This window comes from Wolbachia endosymbiont of Drosophila willistoni (assembly GCF_040084705.1).
GTDB lineage: Bacteria > Pseudomonadota > Alphaproteobacteria > Rickettsiales > Anaplasmataceae > Wolbachia > Wolbachia pipientis.
This window is the reverse complement of sequence record NZ_CP157591.1, coordinates 446,000-464,125: the sequence shown is the minus strand read 5'-3', so window position 1 is coordinate 464,125 and position 18,126 is coordinate 446,000. Positions and strand designations below refer to the sequence as shown.

At 34.2% G+C, this 18,126-nt stretch carries 25 protein-coding genes, 1 tRNA gene and 1 pseudogene; 14 read left to right on the top strand and 13 right to left on the bottom strand.

Going from position 1 to position 18,126, the window contains the following annotated elements:
- Positions 1 to 12: 12 nt before the first annotated feature.
- The 4 genes from ABL518_RS02445 to ABL518_RS02430 all read right to left on the bottom strand — a co-directional run bounded on the left by ABL518_RS02445 (position 13) and on the right by ABL518_RS02430 (position 3,138).
- Positions 13 to 771, bottom strand: a complete 759-nt coding sequence (locus ABL518_RS02445) for a cell division protein FtsQ/DivIB (RefSeq protein WP_348994389.1) — start codon at positions 769 to 771, stop codon at positions 13 to 15.
- On the bottom strand, positions 752 to 1,705 hold the full coding sequence (locus tag ABL518_RS02440; protein ID WP_010082603.1) for a D-alanine--D-alanine ligase: 954 nt from the start codon (positions 1,703 to 1,705) through the stop codon (positions 752 to 754). Before ABL518_RS02440 ends, ABL518_RS02445 begins: the two co-directional genes overlap by 20 nt.
- A 79-nt stretch (positions 1,706 to 1,784) precedes the next feature.
- A complete protein-coding gene (locus ABL518_RS02435; protein ID WP_010082602.1) occupies positions 1,785 to 2,570 on the bottom strand; it encodes a hypothetical protein in 786 nt (261 codons plus the stop codon).
- A gap of 193 nt (positions 2,571 to 2,763) precedes the next feature.
- Positions 2,764 to 3,138, bottom strand: coding sequence for a ferredoxin family protein (locus ABL518_RS02430; protein WP_010082601.1), 375 nt, complete (start codon positions 3,136 to 3,138; stop codon positions 2,764 to 2,766).
- A gap of 61 nt (positions 3,139 to 3,199) precedes the next feature.
- On the opposite strand from ABL518_RS02430, the pseudogene dprA reads away from it, so the two are divergent.
- Positions 3,200 to 4,287: pseudogene (gene dprA / locus ABL518_RS02425) on the top strand (DNA-processing protein DprA).
- Positions 4,288 to 4,361: 74 nt separating this feature from the next.
- Here dprA and ABL518_RS02420 read toward each other — a convergent pair.
- The gene (locus ABL518_RS02420; protein ID WP_015588848.1) at positions 4,362 to 5,090 is read right to left on the bottom strand and encodes a triosephosphate isomerase; all 729 of its coding nucleotides are present in this window, start codon (positions 5,088 to 5,090) and stop codon (positions 4,362 to 4,364) included.
- Between the two features lie 24 nt (positions 5,091 to 5,114).
- Positions 5,115 to 5,187, bottom strand: a tRNA-Thr gene (locus tag ABL518_RS02415).
- A 78-nt stretch (positions 5,188 to 5,265) separates the two neighbouring features.
- Here ABL518_RS02415 and rsmA point away from each other — a divergent pair.
- From rsmA to ABL518_RS06535, 6 genes are all read left to right on the top strand, one after another.
- On the top strand, positions 5,266 to 6,078 hold the full coding sequence (rsmA, locus tag ABL518_RS02410; RefSeq protein WP_038228092.1) for a 16S rRNA (adenine(1518)-N(6)/adenine(1519)-N(6))-dimethyltransferase RsmA: 813 nt from the start codon (positions 5,266 to 5,268) through the stop codon (positions 6,076 to 6,078).
- Positions 6,079 to 6,194: 116 nt separating this feature from the next.
- Entirely contained in the window at positions 6,195 to 7,688 is a 1,494-nt protein-coding gene (gene guaB, locus ABL518_RS02405) for an IMP dehydrogenase (RefSeq protein ID WP_095742629.1), read from the top strand.
- 63 nt (positions 7,689 to 7,751) lie between these two features.
- The gene (locus ABL518_RS02400) at positions 7,752 to 7,886 is read left to right on the top strand and encodes an IS3 family transposase (RefSeq protein ID WP_007548354.1); all 135 of its coding nucleotides are present in this window, start codon (positions 7,752 to 7,754) and stop codon (positions 7,884 to 7,886) included.
- Complete coding sequence (locus tag ABL518_RS02395; protein ID WP_255322265.1) at positions 7,886 to 8,017, top strand: hypothetical protein; 132 nt, start codon at positions 7,886 to 7,888, stop codon at positions 8,015 to 8,017. Before ABL518_RS02400 ends, ABL518_RS02395 begins: the two co-directional genes overlap by 1 nt.
- 59 nt (positions 8,018 to 8,076) lie before the next feature.
- Positions 8,077 to 8,223 carry an IS3 family transposase gene (locus ABL518_RS02390; protein ID WP_080717648.1) on the top strand — a complete coding sequence of 49 codons (147 nt, stop codon included), beginning with the start codon at positions 8,077 to 8,079 and terminating at the stop codon, positions 8,221 to 8,223.
- 240 nt (positions 8,224 to 8,463) lie between these two features.
- Positions 8,464 to 8,649, top strand: coding sequence for a DDE-type integrase/transposase/recombinase (locus ABL518_RS06535; RefSeq protein ID WP_338062968.1), 186 nt, complete (start codon positions 8,464 to 8,466; stop codon positions 8,647 to 8,649).
- A gap of 129 nt (positions 8,650 to 8,778) precedes the next feature.
- Here ABL518_RS06535 and ABL518_RS02385 read toward each other — a convergent pair whose 3' ends face one another.
- Positions 8,779 to 9,060, bottom strand: a complete 282-nt coding sequence (locus ABL518_RS02385) for a hypothetical protein (protein WP_039964338.1) — start codon at positions 9,058 to 9,060, stop codon at positions 8,779 to 8,781.
- On the opposite strand from ABL518_RS02385, the gene secD reads away from it, so the two are divergent.
- Positions 9,047 to 10,402, top strand: a complete 1,356-nt coding sequence (secD, locus tag ABL518_RS02380) for a protein translocase subunit SecD (RefSeq protein ID WP_251371779.1) — start codon at positions 9,047 to 9,049, stop codon at positions 10,400 to 10,402. The two genes, ABL518_RS02385 and secD, sit on opposite strands and share 14 nt — an antisense overlap.
- Positions 10,403 to 10,418: 16 nt before the next feature.
- On the opposite strand, the gene ABL518_RS02375 is transcribed toward secD, so the two are convergent.
- Positions 10,419 to 11,204, bottom strand: a complete 786-nt coding sequence (locus ABL518_RS02375) for an enoyl-ACP reductase (protein ID WP_006280349.1) — start codon at positions 11,202 to 11,204, stop codon at positions 10,419 to 10,421.
- Between the two features lie 233 nt (positions 11,205 to 11,437).
- Between ABL518_RS02375 and ABL518_RS02370 the strand changes: the two genes are divergently transcribed.
- From ABL518_RS02370 to ABL518_RS02345, 6 genes are all read left to right on the top strand, one after another.
- Positions 11,438 to 12,253, top strand: coding sequence for a PAS domain-containing protein (locus ABL518_RS02370; RefSeq protein ID WP_010962355.1), 816 nt, complete (start codon positions 11,438 to 11,440; stop codon positions 12,251 to 12,253).
- Positions 12,254 to 12,315: 62 nt separating this feature from the next.
- The gene (locus tag ABL518_RS02365; protein WP_010082576.1) at positions 12,316 to 13,488 is read left to right on the top strand and encodes a porin; all 1,173 of its coding nucleotides are present in this window, start codon (positions 12,316 to 12,318) and stop codon (positions 13,486 to 13,488) included.
- Between the two features lie 162 nt (positions 13,489 to 13,650).
- Complete coding sequence (locus ABL518_RS02360; RefSeq protein ID WP_010082069.1) at positions 13,651 to 13,944, top strand: transposase; 294 nt, start codon at positions 13,651 to 13,653, stop codon at positions 13,942 to 13,944.
- Complete coding sequence (locus ABL518_RS02355; RefSeq protein ID WP_099606206.1) at positions 13,929 to 14,363, top strand: IS3 family transposase; 435 nt, start codon at positions 13,929 to 13,931, stop codon at positions 14,361 to 14,363. The genes ABL518_RS02360 and ABL518_RS02355 overlap by 16 nt, the downstream gene beginning before the upstream one ends.
- Before the next feature lie 3 nt (positions 14,364 to 14,366).
- Entirely contained in the window at positions 14,367 to 14,528 is a 162-nt protein-coding gene (locus ABL518_RS02350; protein ID WP_010082071.1) for a DDE-type integrase/transposase/recombinase, read from the top strand.
- On the top strand, positions 14,521 to 14,685 hold the full coding sequence (locus tag ABL518_RS02345; protein ID WP_010082072.1) for an IS3 family transposase: 165 nt from the start codon (positions 14,521 to 14,523) through the stop codon (positions 14,683 to 14,685). Before ABL518_RS02350 ends, ABL518_RS02345 begins: the two co-directional genes overlap by 8 nt.
- Positions 14,686 to 15,191: 506 nt before the next feature.
- Here the strand turns inward: ABL518_RS02345 and ABL518_RS02340 are convergent.
- The 5 genes from ABL518_RS02340 to ABL518_RS02320 all read right to left on the bottom strand — a co-directional run bounded on the left by ABL518_RS02340 (position 15,192) and on the right by ABL518_RS02320 (position 18,120).
- Entirely contained in the window at positions 15,192 to 15,977 is a 786-nt protein-coding gene (locus tag ABL518_RS02340) for a hypothetical protein (RefSeq protein WP_070356729.1), read from the bottom strand.
- A 65-nt stretch (positions 15,978 to 16,042) separates the two neighbouring features.
- A complete protein-coding gene (locus ABL518_RS02335) occupies positions 16,043 to 16,432 on the bottom strand; it encodes a phage tail tube protein (protein ID WP_010962351.1) in 390 nt (129 codons plus the stop codon).
- Positions 16,407 to 16,817 (bottom strand): hypothetical protein, encoded by a 411-nt coding sequence (locus ABL518_RS02330; protein ID WP_010962350.1) that lies wholly within the window; start codon positions 16,815 to 16,817, stop codon positions 16,407 to 16,409. Before ABL518_RS02330 ends, ABL518_RS02335 begins: the two co-directional genes overlap by 26 nt.
- 306 nt (positions 16,818 to 17,123) lie before the next feature.
- Complete coding sequence (locus ABL518_RS02325) at positions 17,124 to 17,672, bottom strand: head-tail connector protein (protein WP_095742630.1); 549 nt, start codon at positions 17,670 to 17,672, stop codon at positions 17,124 to 17,126.
- A gap of 136 nt (positions 17,673 to 17,808) precedes the next feature.
- A complete protein-coding gene (locus tag ABL518_RS02320; protein ID WP_015588824.1) occupies positions 17,809 to 18,120 on the bottom strand; it encodes a hypothetical protein in 312 nt (103 codons plus the stop codon).
- Positions 18,121 to 18,126 lie beyond the last annotated feature (6 nt).

The window sequence follows — 18,126 nt, the reverse complement described above, 5'->3', positions numbered from 1 at the left end:
GATTACAGCAGATCACCTCTTCACAAAGATTTTATCAGTAATACGCATATCAATAATACTCCAATCGCTGAAAGTAAAATCAGTTGTATTGTGTAAGTGGTTTAAATAGTCCCATGCACTATAAGGGTTATCTTCAGGCAGTTTTACTGTGGAATCGTTATCAAGTATGATATTCCATCTTCTATTCCCTATATAAGCAAAAGAAGAAATGTGGTCACTTAATTGAGTTTTACTCTCTAACACATCTTTAACAAATTCTAGGTTTGATAATGAGTTTTGTTCTGTAATTACAACAAGATCATCTACTAGATAGTCATCTACGATCACTTTACCTTCAAAATCAATTACCGAGGTTTTGTTATTATCTTTCCAGAGAGCAAACGGTTTATGCTCATCTATATTAATGTGTAGAGTATTGGGCAAAATTCTGTGAACTCTTACGTGTTTTATCCATCTGCTTACGGATTGTATGTTACCGGCAAGTTTTGAAAGTGATATATACAGGATAGGTTGCGTTCTATCTGTCAAACTTAGAATATCCTTTTTGTTTGTAAATTTATTGCCGCTCACGACTACTTCGTCGATTGAAAATCCACTACTGAGTAATAAACTAGATAGGCAGTCATTGTACCAAGTAAAGTAGTAATTAAATCGATTTATTATTTTATCAAGTGAGCTGTAAAGTATTAGCGTAAGAAAAAGTGCTGTGATAACAACCAAGGCACACTTACGCAAAAAACTCCTTTGGCTTCTAGTAATACTGCTCAACATGACTTAAATCCCTAATATTTTTGTGCTGCAAACTATCTTCAATAATAATTTTAACTAATTCATTAAAATTGATTCCTTTTGCCAATTTTGCAATTTCTGGCACTAACGATAACTCAGTAAAGCCAGGATGTGTATTAATCTCAAGCATTTTTAAAGTGTTATTTTTGGGATTATAACGGAAATCTGAGCGGGAAATAGTTTTGCATCCTAAAAATTGATGTATTTTCAGTGCGTGTTCCAAGGTCATTTTATATATATTGTCAGGAATTTTAGCAGGAAATATATGTTCTGCAAATCCATCTGTATACTTTGCTTCATAATCATAGAATTTATTTTTTGGTCGTACTTCTATAGTGCCAATTGCTTCATCCAGCAATACAGCAGTATGTAACTCTATGCCCGGTATGTATTCTTCTACGATCATCTTTTCCATTATAGTAGAACTATTATTTTTCAGTTCTAAGTAATCCTCGTGCGAGAAAATTATGTACACTCCAATACTTGAACCTTCATTAATTGGTTTTAAGACGTACGGATAATCGATTTTAATATTATTTTTTAGTACATCTTCTCGGCTAATTACATAACCTTTTGGAGTGTCGATATTAAGGGATCGAAATATATGCTTTGACATCACTTTATTTATAGCAACGGCAGAAGCCATAACTCCTGAGTGTGTATATTTTATACCTAAGATTTCCAATAAACCTTGAATGCAGCCATCTTCACCATAAGGTCCATGCAGAGCGATAAAAGCAAGGCCCGGATTAATTTTTTTAAGCTTTTCAGCAATATTGCTGTCAACATCTATTTCTATTGCATTATATGAAAGGCTATCGAGCGCCTTCTTCACTGCTTTTCCGCTCATAAGCGATATTTCTCTCTCACAAGAAAATCCACCACTTAAAATTGCTATAGTTGGAATCATAAGCATTCTATGTTTTGCTATATAGCATACATAATGGTTACATTAAGCTTATTAAATACCTACTTTGGCTAACTATAAACTTTCTTCAAGCACTTTTTTTATCCACTTCAAATAGCGTGCTCTGCAACGGTAGTGGCGTGTTTGCTGCACCTTTATACTGTTCACAGATAAGCTTTTCTAAATCCTCAGCAGATTGTTCTTTTGCTTCTTCTTTTTTCACTACTCCACTAGTTACTAAATCAATTAAGGCTGTAGTGTGTATTATCATTCGATTATTTAGCTCAAATATCTTTTTTGTATCAAGTGAAGAGTTTCTAATTAAGGCAGATAGTGCATGCATATATTTGTCTATATCAGAAAGACTTTTGCTTATATCATAGTTGCTAACTAACATATATTCCTTCAAACGCTCAATTTCTTCTGGAGTAAACTTGTAAACTTCATCAAGTTTCCTTATTAAAGATATAGTAAGTATTCTACTTAGAACTCTCAATTCTCTAATAAATTGTACTCCTTCTCCTTCAGGATAAGACATTTCTTCTTTTTTATATTTCTTAAATAATTCTTGATCATAAGACTTTCTGAGATCTGACGTCATTGCCAATGCTAACTCTTTTGAACCTAGCTTAAAAACTTCGTTGAAGCTGCTTGCGTTGGCATCTTGTGCACTGCCTGCAGTAATTCCACAACTCCAAGAAATCTTTTCAAACAAGCTATGATACTCTTTTATCATCTCTTCCAGCAATATTTTAATATCATCTTCGGTTAACTCTACTGTTGATAATAGATCACATGCTTTTTCAAGATTACCGTTCGCTTGAAAAAGTAACCCTTCAATCTTTTTAATGGTTTCTCTTTTATTTATACTCATAACTTACCCCCAAGATTTAATGCTAACAGCTAGTTTTATAATCAAATATTTCAAAAGTCAATAAGCCTTTTTCCTTAATCCTTAAATTAATCGATACTAATTTATCAGCATAACAACTTAGATAACGCAACTATTTTCAGCAACCAAAAACAACAACCCTGAAATACAAAAAGTTTCTTTTCCTTCAGTAGCATTATTCTAAATTTTCATCAAAATAAGCTGTTTTATCCTTTTTTTCCTTATACTCTTCTGCAGTATAGAGGGGTTGCTTTTTAGCTGTGATATTTGGCCACTTTTGTGAGTATTCTACATTTATATCGTAAAATAACTTGAAAGTTTTTTGTTCGCTGCTCAGCAACTCTTCATCTAGTTCTAAAATATCTTTTATGGAATCATCAGTTACAATTGCATCTACTGGACACTCAGGTATGCACACTCCGCAATCAATACATTCATCTGGGTTAATCACGAGCATGTTTTTGCCTTCATAGAAGCAGTCAACGGGACATACTTCCACGCAGTCTGTATATTTACATTTTATGCATTTATCTGTAACAAAATGCGTCATAAAACACTGTATATTTGCATTATCTTGGGTACACTAAATTGATAAGAAATTCAAGCTTTTTATGAAGATAAATAAATTGAACAACAAAGAATTAGAAGTATGGTTAAGCCTGGCTAGAACCATAGGACCAATAAAGTTTTTTAGTATACTAAGAACACACGGATCGCTAGATGAGGTGCTAAAATATCTCAATAGGGTGGCTAATGATAAGGTGTATGGCATTCAAGATGCACGAGAAGAAATCAATAATGCAGAAAGAATTGGAGCTAAAATTATACCCGCATGTGACCCAGATTACCCTGATCTTTTAAGAAATATCCCTAGTTGTCCTCCTGTAATAACTGCGCTTGGTGATATATCATTATTAAGCCGTGAGATAATTGCAATAATCGGTGGGCGTAACTCTTCAATGAATGGAAGAATTTTGCCAATAAGTTGGCACTTGATTTAAGCGAAGCTGGTTTTATTATCGTTTCTGGACTTGCAAGAGGAATTGATACTGCAGCAAACAGTGTAATATACAAAAATCATCCCACTATTGCTGTTACAGCAAGCGGAATTGATGTGGTGTATCCAAAAGAGAATTTTGATCTATACAAAAAAATCACTGGGAACGGTGGGTTAGTAATTACTGAGCTTCCATTTGCTACTAAACCAAAGCCTCAGTATTTTCCTCAAAGGAATCGAATTATATCTGGCCTATCGCTAGGTGTTGCAGTGATTGAAGCATCGAAACGTTCTGGCTCTCTAATAACAGCAGATTTTGCTTTAAATCAAGGGAGAGAGGTGTTTGCAGTTTCTGGTTTCCCTTTAGATTCACGCTGTAGTGGTAGTAATTATTTAATTAAAAACGGTGCTAAGCTTATCGAATCCGCTGATGACATAATAGAGAGTATTAGGTTTAGTTTACCTCCGCAGCAAAAAAACCTATTTGATGTTGAGCACCATTTTGTTAACCAAAAACAAGAAAAATTACAACAGGCAAAATCTGTTATAGTTGATCATATTAACTCTGTACCTGTTGATATAGATGAACTTATATTAGCAAGCGGACTTTCTACCAACATAGCTCTAATGGCTCTTTTAGAACTAGAGTTGGAAAACAAAATAGAGCGTTCACCGGGGAATAAAATATCGTTAATTTTCTAGATTACTTTAGCTATACTAGATGCTCGTACAGACATATGCTTGACACTGAAATGATGCCATTTGTTATAGGATTCTTAGTTGCTGATTTTAGAATTGATAAGAGAAAACTTTTTTTCAACTTGTTGTATAATTTTATAAAAGTGATCGAAATCTAAGCTTGCACTGCCAATTAAAACTCCTGATAAATTTGAGATACTGAGCAAATTTTCTATATTTTCTGAACTGACTGAACCACCATATATAATGTGTTTTTTACTAGTACACAATTTTATTACCTCTATCACCTTAGCAATTGCATCATTATTTGGCACATGACCTGTGCCTATTGCCCATATTGGCTCATATGCTACGGTATATTCACCGTGTGTTGGCAAACGGTTTTTGCATTGATATTCTATTACTTCTTTTGTTTTTTCATTCTTATAATCTTCTGAATTTTCACCCACACAGATAATTGGGTGTAAGCCTGATTCTATTGCTATTTCCGACTTAAGTTTTATTTCACTATCTTTTTCATTAGCCCTTTCAGAATGCCCAAGTATTACGTAAGTACACCCTAGTTCTTTTAACATTTCTGCACTAATTTCACCTGTGTAAGAACCGAACTTTTTATGATGGCAATTCTGTGCTCCTATATTAATATTATTGTTCAACTCTATACTGCTTGGAAATGACGTAAAAGGAGGGCAAATCACTAGCTTAGAGGTAATTTCGTTGCTCTTGTTGTTAAGTTTGCCTATAAAGTCAACAAATGAAGAACGCATTCCATTCATTTTCCAATTTGCTACTATTAAAAAGGACATCAACTTTACTTATATGGGCGAGAGTGCCGGCTGTCGGACTTGAACTGACAACCTACTGATTACAAGTCAGTTGCTCTACCAATTGAGCTAAGCCGGCGTTAAACACATTAATAATATACAATTATCAATGAATTTTCGTCAACTAATTTTTAAAATACTGTATAATGAAAATAATATGAAAAAATTTTTACTGAAGCCAAAAAAGAGTCTAGGGCAAAATTTTATTTTATCGAGTGAGATAACAAAAAAAATCGTCGCTTTAGCTGGTAGTCTGGAAAATTTTAATGTCATTGAAATTGGTCCTGGATATGGTGCATTAACAAGAGAAATATTGGTGCATAATCCAAAGTCTCTACTTTCTATAGAAAAAGATAGAGATTTAGTAAAACACCATGACCAACTGCTAAATGAGCATCAAGGAAAGTATAGAATTATAGAAGCGGATGCACTGCATATTATAGAAGAAGAGCTGATAGAGCGCCCAGTTAAAGTTATTGCTAACTTGCCTTACAATATCTCGGTAGCGTTATTTTTAAAGTGGTTAGATAGTATAAAATTTTTTACGAGTTTGACATTAATGTTTCAAAAAGAGGTAGCAGATCGCATTACAGCAAGACCCAATTCTAAAGATTATGGTCCTCTATCAGTGCTAAGCCAGTTACTATGCGATATAAAAAAGGAATTTGATATTGAACCTAAAGAGTTTTTTCCAAGACCAAAAATACATTCTTCAGTAATTACAGTAAATCCTTTGCCTACCCCAAAGTTTGTAGTAAACTTGGAAACCTTAATAAAATTAATACGTGCTGTTTTTGCTCAAAGAAGAAAGATGCTGAGAAATAGCTTGCAAAATATAACGAACCACGCTGAAACTGTCCTTGAAAACGCTAAATTGAGTGGAAATGAACGTCCAGAAAACTTAACTATTGAGCAGTTCTGTTTGCTGGCAAATAATGTAGAATGCTTATTGTGCAATAAAATGTATTAGCAACTATATAGCTTTTCTATCTCCTAAAAACAGTTAGAGCTATACAATTAAAGGCTCCTAGCTAATTTTGCCTATTGCAATTTAATTAATTGGCGTATAAGCTTTAAATAAAGCCTATGAAAAAAATGGAAGCTTGTTATTCGTTTGACGATATACTTCTTTTGCCAGCCTATTCTAATATATTGCCTTGCGATGCAGATACAAAAACTTATTTAACAAATAGTATAGAACTAAATATCCCTCTCATATCCTCTGCAATGGATACTGTTACTGAATCGGGCTTTGCAATAGCTATTGCCCAACATGGAGGGATAGGTTGCATACATAAGAATTTATCAATAGATGAACAAGTTTTAGAAGTGAGAAGGGTGAAAAAATATGAAAGTTGGATCGTGTATAACCCAATTACGATTTCACCGGATAAAACAGTTGCGGAAGCAATTTCATTAATGAGAGAGCACAATTATTCTGGCATTCCTGTAGTCGATCAACGCAAGTTAGTTGGAATTTTAACTAACCGAGATGTGAGATTTATTGAAGACCAGAACATGAATGTAAAAGTTTCCGAAGTGATGACAAAAGATAAGTTAGTGACAGTGCGGGAGCAGGGAGTGAATAGTGCCTCAGCAATGAAATTGTTGCATGAAAATAGAATAGAAAAGCTTTTGGTCGTAGATGAAAATTCTTGTTGTATAGGTTTAATTACGGTTAAAGACATTGAAAAATACAATAGATACCCAAATTCATGTAAAGACAGTAAAGGGCGTCTCAGAGTTGCCGCTGCAATTGGCACTGGTAAAAAAGATGGTATAGACAGATGTGAAGCTTTGATCGGAGAAGAAGTTGATGTAGTTGTTGTGGATACTGCTCACGGTCATTCCGAAAACGTTATCAATACCATTAGGGAAATAAAAAAGATGTATCCTAATACGCAATTAATTGGCGGAAACATTGCAACAAAGGAGGCTGCTGAAGCGTTGATTGATGCGGGTGTTGATGCAGTGAAGGTTGGAATAGGACCAGGATCAATCTGTACAACCAGAATAGTTACAGGTGTTGGTGTGCCACAATTCTCTGCAATCAAGAATGTTGCAGAGGCGTGTAGAGCAAGAAACGTCAGACTAATTGCTGATGGTGGGGTAAAATACTCAGGAGATGTTGCAAAAGCTATTGCAGCTGGTGCTGACTCTGTGATGATTGGTTCGATTTTTGCTGGCACTGACGAAAGCCCAGGTGAGATTATTATGTATAAGGGCAGAGCATATAAAGGCTATCGAGGAATGGGATCTATTAGTGCAATGAAACGAGGTTCAGCTAGCCGTTATTTTCAAGATAAAGATTCAAAACTCAAATTAGTTCCACAAGGAGTGGAAGGAAGAGTTCCATTCAAAGGTCCAGCTTCAGGAGTAATCCATCAATTGATTGGCGGATTGCAAGCTGCAATGGGGTATACTGGTAATAGGAATATAGAAGAGATGAAAAAAAATTGTAAATTTGTTACTATTACTTCATCAGGATTAAGAGAGAGTCACGCTCATGATATAGTCATTACACAAGAAGCTCCAAATTATGCTTATCAAACGTCCAATTTGTCAACCGATTCGGAGTAGTCCAGAAAAAGTAGAGAGAAAGTTAAGACGTTTTTGGAGTAAAATAAAACGTTTTTTCAAAATATGACAAATAGAAGAGAATATACAGCAGAATTCAAATTAGAAGCTGTTAAGCTGGTTAAAGAAACAGGTCAAGCAAGTACAAAAATAGCAAAAGATCTAGGTATAGATGGCAGTATGTTAAGTAAGAAAATATAATGGAAAAATGTCTGGAGCATACGCATTTCCAGGCAAAGGCTCCTTATGACAAAGAAAGATTTGATCTAAAAAAAGAGCTAATAAGAGAAAGAGACATCTTAAAAAAAGCCCTGGGCAAAGAAAAAGAGTAAAGTATTCTTTTATATAGAAATTGCTATAAAACACAGGAACTATGTAGGGTTTTGTACTGGTGGTATGGGTTGCTAAGGAAAAAAGCAGTAAAGAATTAGCAAAAGAAGGGCTTCTAGCAGATATTCAAAAAATACATCAAGCTTCTAAATGCAGATATGGAGCCCCTAAAATTCACGCTGAATTAAAAGCTTTAGGCAAAAATTAAAACAGTACAAAGTGTTATGCAAGAAAATGGCATTAAAGCCAAGTTTAGACGAAGGTTCAAAAATAAAAAACAGCAAATAAGCAACCGAGTTGTGGCTCCGAACACATTGGATCAAAATTTTACTACTGATCAGCCAAATAAAGTTTGGGATTACCTACATAAAAACTAAAGAAGGTTGTTGGCGGCAATAATTGACCTATATTCACGCATGGTGGTTAATGAGTAACATGATAATTAGTTATAGATTCTTTATTGATGGCCGTTGATAAACGCAAACCCGATAAAAATCTGCTGTTACATAGCGATCAAGGGTCACAGTATACCTCTCAAAATTACCAATTTCTATTGAATACAAAAAACATCATTTCCAGCATGAGCCATAAGGGCTGTTGTTACGATAACTCTGTTGCAGAAAAGTTCACTTAAAAGGGAGCTGCTTATTGATACTTCTCGCTCAACAAACCAGAACTGCCATATTTGAATACATAGAAATCTTTTATAACAAATAACGTAGACATTCTACTATTGACTATTGCATTCCTGCACAATTTATTCTCATGATAAAAACGTCTTAACTTTCTCTCTACTTTTTCTGGGTAAGGTCAAATAGAGAATTTTACAAAAATCTATTTTTAACTTACAATCAATTATTACAATTTTAAACCTACAACTTATGTATAACAGACTTATAGTCAAATCTTTTTCAGTATTATGCATCTGTTTATTTGCTTTATACATAACACTGCCAAATTTCTTTGATAATAAGCTTTTTATTTCGAAAAAAAGAATAAACTTAGGCCTTGACCTGAAAGGAGGGGCATCTTTGCTTTTAAACATAGACTTAGACTTCTATTTTAAGGAAAAGCTAAGCATGCTAGCTAACGAAATAAAAGAGACATTGCTAACAAAAAATATTGAATCTAACGTACAAAATAGCGTTATAACTTTAAATAGTATTGATGATTATAAAAAAGCATCTGTGTTGATTAATGCGATAAGTCCAAATTTAGAGCTAAATAGAAAAGATTCTTCGATTCTCATTTCGTATAAACCACATTATAAAAATTCTTTGATCAGTGAAGTAGCTGCAGAATCAATAAACAATGTCCAGCGCCGTTTGGACAAACTTGGCACAAAGGAAGTCAGCGTTCAAAAACAAGGGCAGAATAAAATATTAGTGCAGGTGCCTGGAGTAGAAGATACCAAGCAGATAAAATCTCTGCTTGGCAAAACTGCTAAGCTAGCTTTTCATTTGGCAAACACTAACATAGCCAAGGTGCAGGATATAGACCATGAAACCACTGTCATGCTCAAGGATTCTTTAGGTAATTCTTATCCAATATTCCGCAAAACTGAAATAGGTGGTGATTCGCTGGTTAACGCATCAGTTAGATTCGGCAATTTAGGTAAACCGACAGTGCATTTTAAATTTGACAGTATAGCGAGTAAAAGATTCGCGAAAATCACTAAAGAAAATGTAGGAAAGCCTTTTGCAATTGTTCTGGATAACACAGTTTTAACAGTACCTACAATACGTGAGCCAATTTTAAATGGAGAGGGAGAAATTAGCGGTAATTTCACTGAAAAACAAGCAAGCGAACTTGCAATACTTTTAAAATCTGGAGCACTGCCAGCACCACTTAAAATAATTGAAGAAAAAAACATTGGCCCAAGTCTTGGAGAAGAATCAATAAAGGCAGGGGAAATGGCAGCAACAATCTCTATTATAGCCGTGGCTTTATTTATAATCATCACTTACGGCAAATTAGGTGTATTGGCCTCTGTTGCACTTTTTTCTAATGTAGTTCTTATATTATCAATTCTCACTCTGCTTGAAGCAACTCTAACTTTACCTGGAATTGCCGGTATTGCACTTACTGTTGGTATGGCGGTGGATGCAAATGTTTTAATATTTGAGCGAATTCGTGAGGAAATCAAATCTGGCAAGAGAGTGGAACGTGCTATTGAAGAAGGGTTTAAAAACGCTATAAAGACAATACTGGATTCAAATATCACTACATTAATTGCTGCAGGAATAATGTTCATTATTGGCAGTGGAGCAATAAGAGGCTTTTCTGTCACTCTATCAATAGGAATTTTATGTTCGATGTTTTCTGCAATCACAGTCACAAAACTCCTGATAGAGTTGTGTATGAACCCGAAGGAACTAGCGCTTTGAATTAAGGATTTAGATCTCAGTCAACCACCTTCATTCCCACAACGTTATATCCTGAATCAACGTGCAAAATTTCTCCAGTAGTGCCACTACTTAAGTCGCTTAATAAGTATAACGCTGCCTTGCCAACATCCTCTATTGTAACATTGCGTCTGAGCGGAGAGTTATTTCTATTCCATTCTGATATGGAGTGAAAATCGCTTATTCCAGAAGATGCTAAAGTTCTGATTGGACCAGCGGAAATTGCATTTACTCTGATATTTTGTGGCCCGAGATCACATGCTATATATTTTACACTTGCTTCAAGTGCCGCTTTACATAAACCCATAACGTTATAATTTGGCATAACTTTTTCAGCGCCATAATAAGATAAAGTAAGTAAACTACCACCATTTGACATCATTTTTTCAGCCCTTTGCGCTAAAGCAGTAAAAGAATAGCACGATATATGCATTGCATTGAGGAAGTTATCCAGTGAAGTATTGACATATTTACCATCTAACTCATTTTTATCGGAGAATGCTATTGCATGCACCAAAAAGTCAAGAGTACCCCATTTTTTCTCTATTATTTCGAAAGCGTTATCTATGATTTTTTCATTTGAAACGTCGCAGTGTAATATTAGCTCCACATTTAGTTCATCTGCTATTGGTGATAGTTTTTCTTTTATTATTTCATTCTGGTAGGTGATTGCAAGTTCTGCTCCGTGCTCTGAGAGAGTTTTTGCTATACCGTATGCTATTGATCTCTTATTTATTATTCCGGTTATTAATCCCTTTTTGCCTTGTAATAGACTTGTCGTCATAGAACTATCTGTTTTTTTATAATTTGGAATATTAACTAGGTAAAGTCAAGATATCACTATGTTTTAAAATATTTTTTGCAGTAACTTGAAGTCTATAAACAGTAATCTTGATTCTTCTACAACAAAGCCATTCCATATGACATTCTGCCTATACCCAATTAAGCATATTAATAAGTAAGTAAATCTTAATATAATCTTATTATACTTATAAATACGCTGTATAGAATGAAAGTATGGATGATTTCATAACTGCAAGAAGAAAAGATGATGCTGTGGTATCTGTTTGTCAGGATAATAAGAAAAAAAACGTGTTAATTTTAGGGCTCAATCAAGTTGCAAGGGATTTGTTAAAATATGAAGAGAAGAATTTGCTTAATAAGCCATTAATTAATATCTTAAGCACAAGAGCAGCTGACAACGTGAAGAATTATTTAGAGTATACCGAAAATGGACACGATTTACTTGATATACTACCTAAAGTGATAGATTTTTCCTTAATTGATGCTAAGGGAGAAGATATCAGGACAAAAGTAAAAGTTTTCCGCACTGCACAATTTGCCAGTAATAAAATAAATTATGAGCTATTAATACGTGATATCAGTTTGTCCCATAAACTAGGAATCTTTAGAGATAAATATCTAATGGGTAAAAAATATAAAAACCATGACTTATTCGATATACCGGGCAATGAGTCCACTATTCTAGAGTTATACGTTATATTAAATTTTGCCTTTCAACATCAAATTAATGCAGCTATAGGAGTGATTGGCTTAAATAGTAGCTGTAGTGAGACAAATAATGCACTGAAAGTTATCATAGAACATTTTTATAAAAATTGCCGTAGTGATGATTTTCTAGGGTATATTGATGAGAATAAAGTGCTTTTTGTTTTGATTAACTGCGATGTAAAAAGTATATCTAAAATAATTAATCGTATACATTCTGCCATTAATAAGCAGTTATTAAAGCGAAAATTACCAAGTGTATCAATAATTTATGGGAATATAGCTCAAAAACAGGCAGCAAAATCTACCAGCGGTGCCTTCTGAAAAGTTGTTTTTTATTTATATTGAGTTTAAACTTAAATTTTTATAAAGATTTAAGTTTATTTATGAAGTTAAAGTACTACCTGGTAGCACTGCTTTCATCATTGTTTTTGCAGAATAGTGCTAGCTCTAAAACAATTTTGGATAAGGAAATATTTTATGCAGAATTAGACGGAAAAATAGATTTGAGATTCGGCTACGCCTTCAACAGAGATTCTTTCAATGCTAAGCCTAAGGATAAAACTTCAAGTTATTCATACTTGCGCTTTCTTTATTTACAGCAAGTTTATCCAAATACTCAAATGGGGGTTAATGTTAAGGCAGGGGTTTCTGGTATTGCAAACCTAAAAGCGTTAGACATAGAAAAGTTAGACATGGAGGAATGGTATTTTATCATAAAAAACCAGGAACTTGGATCAATTGAATATGGTAAAAGAAGTTTAGTTGGTCAGAGCATGTTAATTAACACTTCAAAAATTTATGCAGCTGCTGGAGGAGTAAATGGTCATTGGACAAACTATGCAAATTTGCGCGGTGATCATAAAAAAGATGGTGACCCTGGATATAATCAAGACAAGGTGTTCTGGGTCAAGCCCAATATTTATAGCGATTATAATGAACTCGAACTAGGGTTAAAACAATCATCAATTAACTACATCTCCCCTGAAATCTATAACTTTCAACTCGGATTCAGTTATGTTCCAGGAAAAAATAACTTACAGTACAGCAATTTAATTGCTGCTGGCCTTTCCTATAAAAACAGCTTGTCAAATGATATAGGTTTTACTACTGCTTTGACTGGTGAATTTGCAAGAGAAAATTTAACTGGTTGCTCAGATGGAACTTCTAAAAATTATGAATGTCGCAATCAATTACTGCACTGGAATTTTGGTTTGAAGCTAAAATTGTTCGATCTTGATTGCATTTTTTCCTATGGTAATGGTGGTGAATCTGGTGAGAGGCGTAATCCTGAAATAAATAATACGTATTATATGAATGCAGGTATCGCTTACCATTCTGATTCTTACAAATCAAGCTTAACATATTTTAGTAGTGGTAGGGATATTGCAGGCGAAGGTACAAACGAGTTAACATCATATGCTTTAAGCCTTGAAAATTCTCTTTTTTTAGGTGCTTCATACTATTTCGATATTGTAAAATTTAGTACCAAAGAACCTAAAATAGAAAATAACAACTCTGGTTATGTGCTCTTGGCTGGACTGAAATTAAGTTTTTAATATTGCCTCCTTCCAACACTCTTTTCTGTCATCCAAGGTAACCGTTCACACTTAATTTTTCAATCTCACTCATGGAGAGGCCAGTAAACTGACCTTACCCAGAAAAAGTGGAGAGAAAGAAAAGAGTTTTTTTGGGTAAAATAAAATTTTGGAGGATTAGAAATGGTAAGAGAATATACGGCAGAATTCAAATTGGAAGCTGTTAAGCTGGCAAATGAACAAAGAAAGGCAGGTCAAACAATTACAAAAATAGCAAGAGATTTAGGAATAAAGGGTGGTTTATTAGGAAAATGGATAAAGAAACACAACGAAAAAAAGTCGGCGGCAAATGCATTTCCAGATGTAGCACCTTATGACAAAGAGAGGTTTGATTTACAAAGCAAGAGTAACAAGGGAAAGAGACATTTAAAAAAAAGCCCTGGCCAGTCAAAAAGAGTAAAATATTTTTTTATATAGTAACTGCTATAAAGTACAGGAATTATGTAGGATTTTCTGCTAGTGGCTACTATAAGTGGACCACAAGAAAAATAAGCAGTAGAGAATCAGCAAATAAAGAGCTACTCGCAGCTATTCAAAAAATATATCAAGTTTCTAAATGTAGATATGGAGCTCCTAAAATTCATGCTGAATTGAAGGCTTTGGGTAAAAGTTGCAATTTGAAAACGGTGCAAAGTATTATGCAGAAAAATGACATCAGGGCTATACTGAGAAGAAAGTTTAAAATTAAAAAACAACAAACAGATAATAGAGCTGTAGCTCCCAATATACTAGATCAAAACTTTATTGTTGATCAACCAAATAAAGTATGGGATTACTTACATCAAAACCAAGGAGGGATGGCTATATTTGGCAGCAATAATTCTCACGTATGGTAGTTAATGAGTAGTGCAATAAATAAACAATTGGTTATGAACTCTTTATTAATGGCCATTAATAGGCGTAAACCTGTTAAAAATCTACTGCTGCACAGTGACCAAGGTTCACAATATACTGCGCAAGGGTATCAATATCTCTTAGCTGTAAAGAATATAGATGAGTAATAAAGGCTGTTGTTACGACAATTCTGTTGCAGAAAGCTTCTTTAGCTCATTGAAAAGAGAAATACTTATTGATACTTCACAACACTCTGCTCAACAAACTAGAACTGCAATATTTGAATACATAGAAATTTTTTATAACAAACAACGTCACTATTAACTATTGCATTCCAGAACAATTTGATGCATCATTCTTTTTGTAAAAAACATTCCACACTTTCTCTCCACTTTTTCTGGGTAAGGTCATTTTTCATTGCACCCTATATTGTCCATTCCATTAGCTTTACTACGCTCGTTACCTCACGCAGCATAATGGTCTGTTCTAGGCTGTTGGCTAGACTTTGCCTAAGTTGGATTTTCACCAACTGTATTCTAAACGCTTACTTGGCGCACCCATAACAAAAATGCCTGAAAAACGTTAATAATTATATACTATTATTAATAATTATTCAACCATATTTTAAGCTTACAATTTTGAGCTTAACTGACGCTTATGGATAGGGGCAACTCTATCACCCTGTGTTATGTTTATTTTCTAACGGACGCTGATTTTTGTATCGTAATTTCTTGCTATAAATTGGTTATATAAGAGCTGGCTTCTAAAATTTTATAACCCTAATTTGAATTAACAGACAGTAGAATCGAAAGATTATTACAAGGAGCAATCTACACAGATCGACCCTTTTGTGAATCTGCGTTTCTGCTTTCTTCAACTTGTTTTGCAAAAGATGTTTCCGGTTTCTGAAGTGGCTTAGCAATTTCACGCACAACGGCAATAACTGCTGTTAAAAACGTTTTTAACAATGCACCTAAAGCTCCACCAACTGCTTCCCTGCCATATATATGAGCTTGCTTTTCGTTACCGTCAGCAGTTTCCCCTGCCCTCCTTCTTGGATCCATCCTATGAGCAATCACCGAAAACAACACTCCCCTGATTGAAGACTTCACTTTTTCCTTTGCTTCGTGGACATCCCCATCTTTTGCTGTTTCATGTCCATGACTTAAGTGTTTAGCGTTCATTAGCTCCTTTTGTTGCTGGGCAAACATGCTACTTAATACTTCTTCTATCACTTGCTTTCTTCTCTTCTCTCTAACTCTTTTCATAGATTCTGATTTATCGCGAGTGTGTTTGGTAGTTTCAAATTCTGCATCAATATCTTCGGACGCAGCCTGACTATATAAAGTCTCTATGAGCCTGTCTATGCTTCGCTTTATTTGCATAGTCCTTTCGTAACTATCCGAATTATCAATTCCTTCGTCGATCTGATTTAGAATATCCTCAAAAACTTTCAAATAGTCTTGAATATACTGTATTATGTATTGCTTATCTTCCTCTTTGTGTTGTTCTTCTTGATTTTGCTGATTTTCATTTTCTAAACTTCTCTCTCTTTTATCATCGTTATTTTCTTCAATATTATCACCGTCTTCCTCGAAAAGGTTTTCGTCATTCATGATTTTTTTTAATTTAGTTAAAATTCTCACCAGTTATTATTGTATATGAAAAAATTAAATTAACATTAATGAAAAGCGTTTACAACTTCAGCACTATTTAAAACTACAGTAAAGCTGTCAAAAGTAACAGGATCATAATACCTCTCATACAATTCAACTGAACACCTAAGCCTTATCTTTTCCTTAGCATTAAAACTAATTTCATAATCATTATTAGAGTTTAGCATAGCAGAATTACGTAATAATTCATCAGCTAATACAGAGTCTAAAATTCCATTAATTTTTATCGTAATGTGTCTGCTTCCAGCACAATCGAGCACTTTCCTCCAGCCAAAAGAAGAAATATCTTTCACCTCTTCTCTGTTATTACGCAAAGTAAACCTTAGGTTTCTTATATTATTTAACACAATAAAATTATTGTCATGATCTTTAATTTTTAGCTGTAATTTGCTCATTATCACCTCCTTTTATTAAAATATCAAAATTAATTGTTGAATGTAAAATTTCATCGTGCTGATCCATAGCACAATTACTTTCTAAAATGGCCTCATTATTAAAACCTTCAATGCTCTTAAGTATCAAGTTAATATGCCTTATAATGGCAAACATACTGTCTATATGATAAGTATATATGTCGCATGAAAATCTTGCCTTTGTAGCAAAATTGGACAGCATATGCAGGTTATTATAATTCACTACACACAATCTCAGGTAAGGAATGGTGACCTGTTTAGGTAAGTAGTCATAAATGTTAGTAACATATTTCCTTAAATCAGAGTTTGCTTTTAGTGCTTCATAAATGCTACTGTACAACTCGTTTATAGCTTGAATTTTTTTCATAATTAACCCTCGAAAGATATATAGAAACTCGTCATCCCGCTGCTTGTTAGCGGGATCTATGTTAAGAGATACCGCGAATGAATCGCGGTATGACGATAAGGTTTATACCTCGTCATCCCGCTACTTGTTAGCGGGATCTATCCGTGACGGTATGACGTAGGACTGCTGTCATTCCGCTACGTGTTAGCGGCTGAGATACCGCGGCGGTATGACGATAAGGTTTATACCTCGTCATCCCGCTGCTTGTTAGCGAGATCTATCCGTAACGGTATGACGTAGTAGCCCAGTTTGAATGACCAGAAAGAGCTACAAAACAACCTTTGGTTCGCGAAATGGAGAATATACCTTCTTCACTTCAGATAAATGGCTACTTACCTCCGATTCACGATTTTTGTAAAGAGCAGAAACATGCCGCATAATACCTAGTTTTATCTGCTCAGGAACATTGTCATAACCAGCTTCGTATACAACATCAACTCTTATTGCATTCAAACAATTGAAAAACTCAACATAGCCCCCTACATCACTAAAATAATACTTAAGTGTACTCTTCTCTTGATTTTTAGACATCATTGCAGTAGCCAATACTATCTTACTCACAGGGCCATAGCTTAAATAGATCCTACGAGGTACATAATCTTCATATGAAACTTGCCATGTTTGTTTCACCAATGACTTTTCCATATGCCATTCAGCGTAATCAGTTGCCATAAAAATTAGATCTGAAATCAACTTATCATCCTGGTCGTTCTCAATGCGTAAAAAAGATTTAACCTCTTCTAAAGTAACTGGAAAAGATTCAGGCTTAGATTTACGTTGCACAGATATTCTTGGTGAAGTAGATCTTATTGACATAATAACCCTCCTTTTTGATATAGCTAGAATAAGTAAGGTTTACCTCGTGACAGCGTGGGGCAAATCTTACTTACTTTAGCTATGCAGCTTGCATGCAACATTAAGTTAAATTGGCGCAGCAACAACTCTGAGTGCTTTATCGTATGAATATATTAAGAAGAGAACGTATTAAAGCTGTTTCTCCTTTTTTGTTGATAAAATTTGAACTTATAGCATATTCAACTAGGCTGGATTTTAGTAGATTGACATTTTGAGAATGAATATTATTGAAGGTGGAGTTTAACTCTTTAGCAAGCAGACTGCGAAATTTTTGCACACTGTCATATGCGATATTTTCAAGTTCATGTGCAAATTTATCTTGAGCTATAGTTGTTATATCTTCAATTTCCTTATTAAACTCCTCTAGCTTTTTTTCGTTATTTTTAAAATTTTTCGTAAAAGTTTTCATATCAAT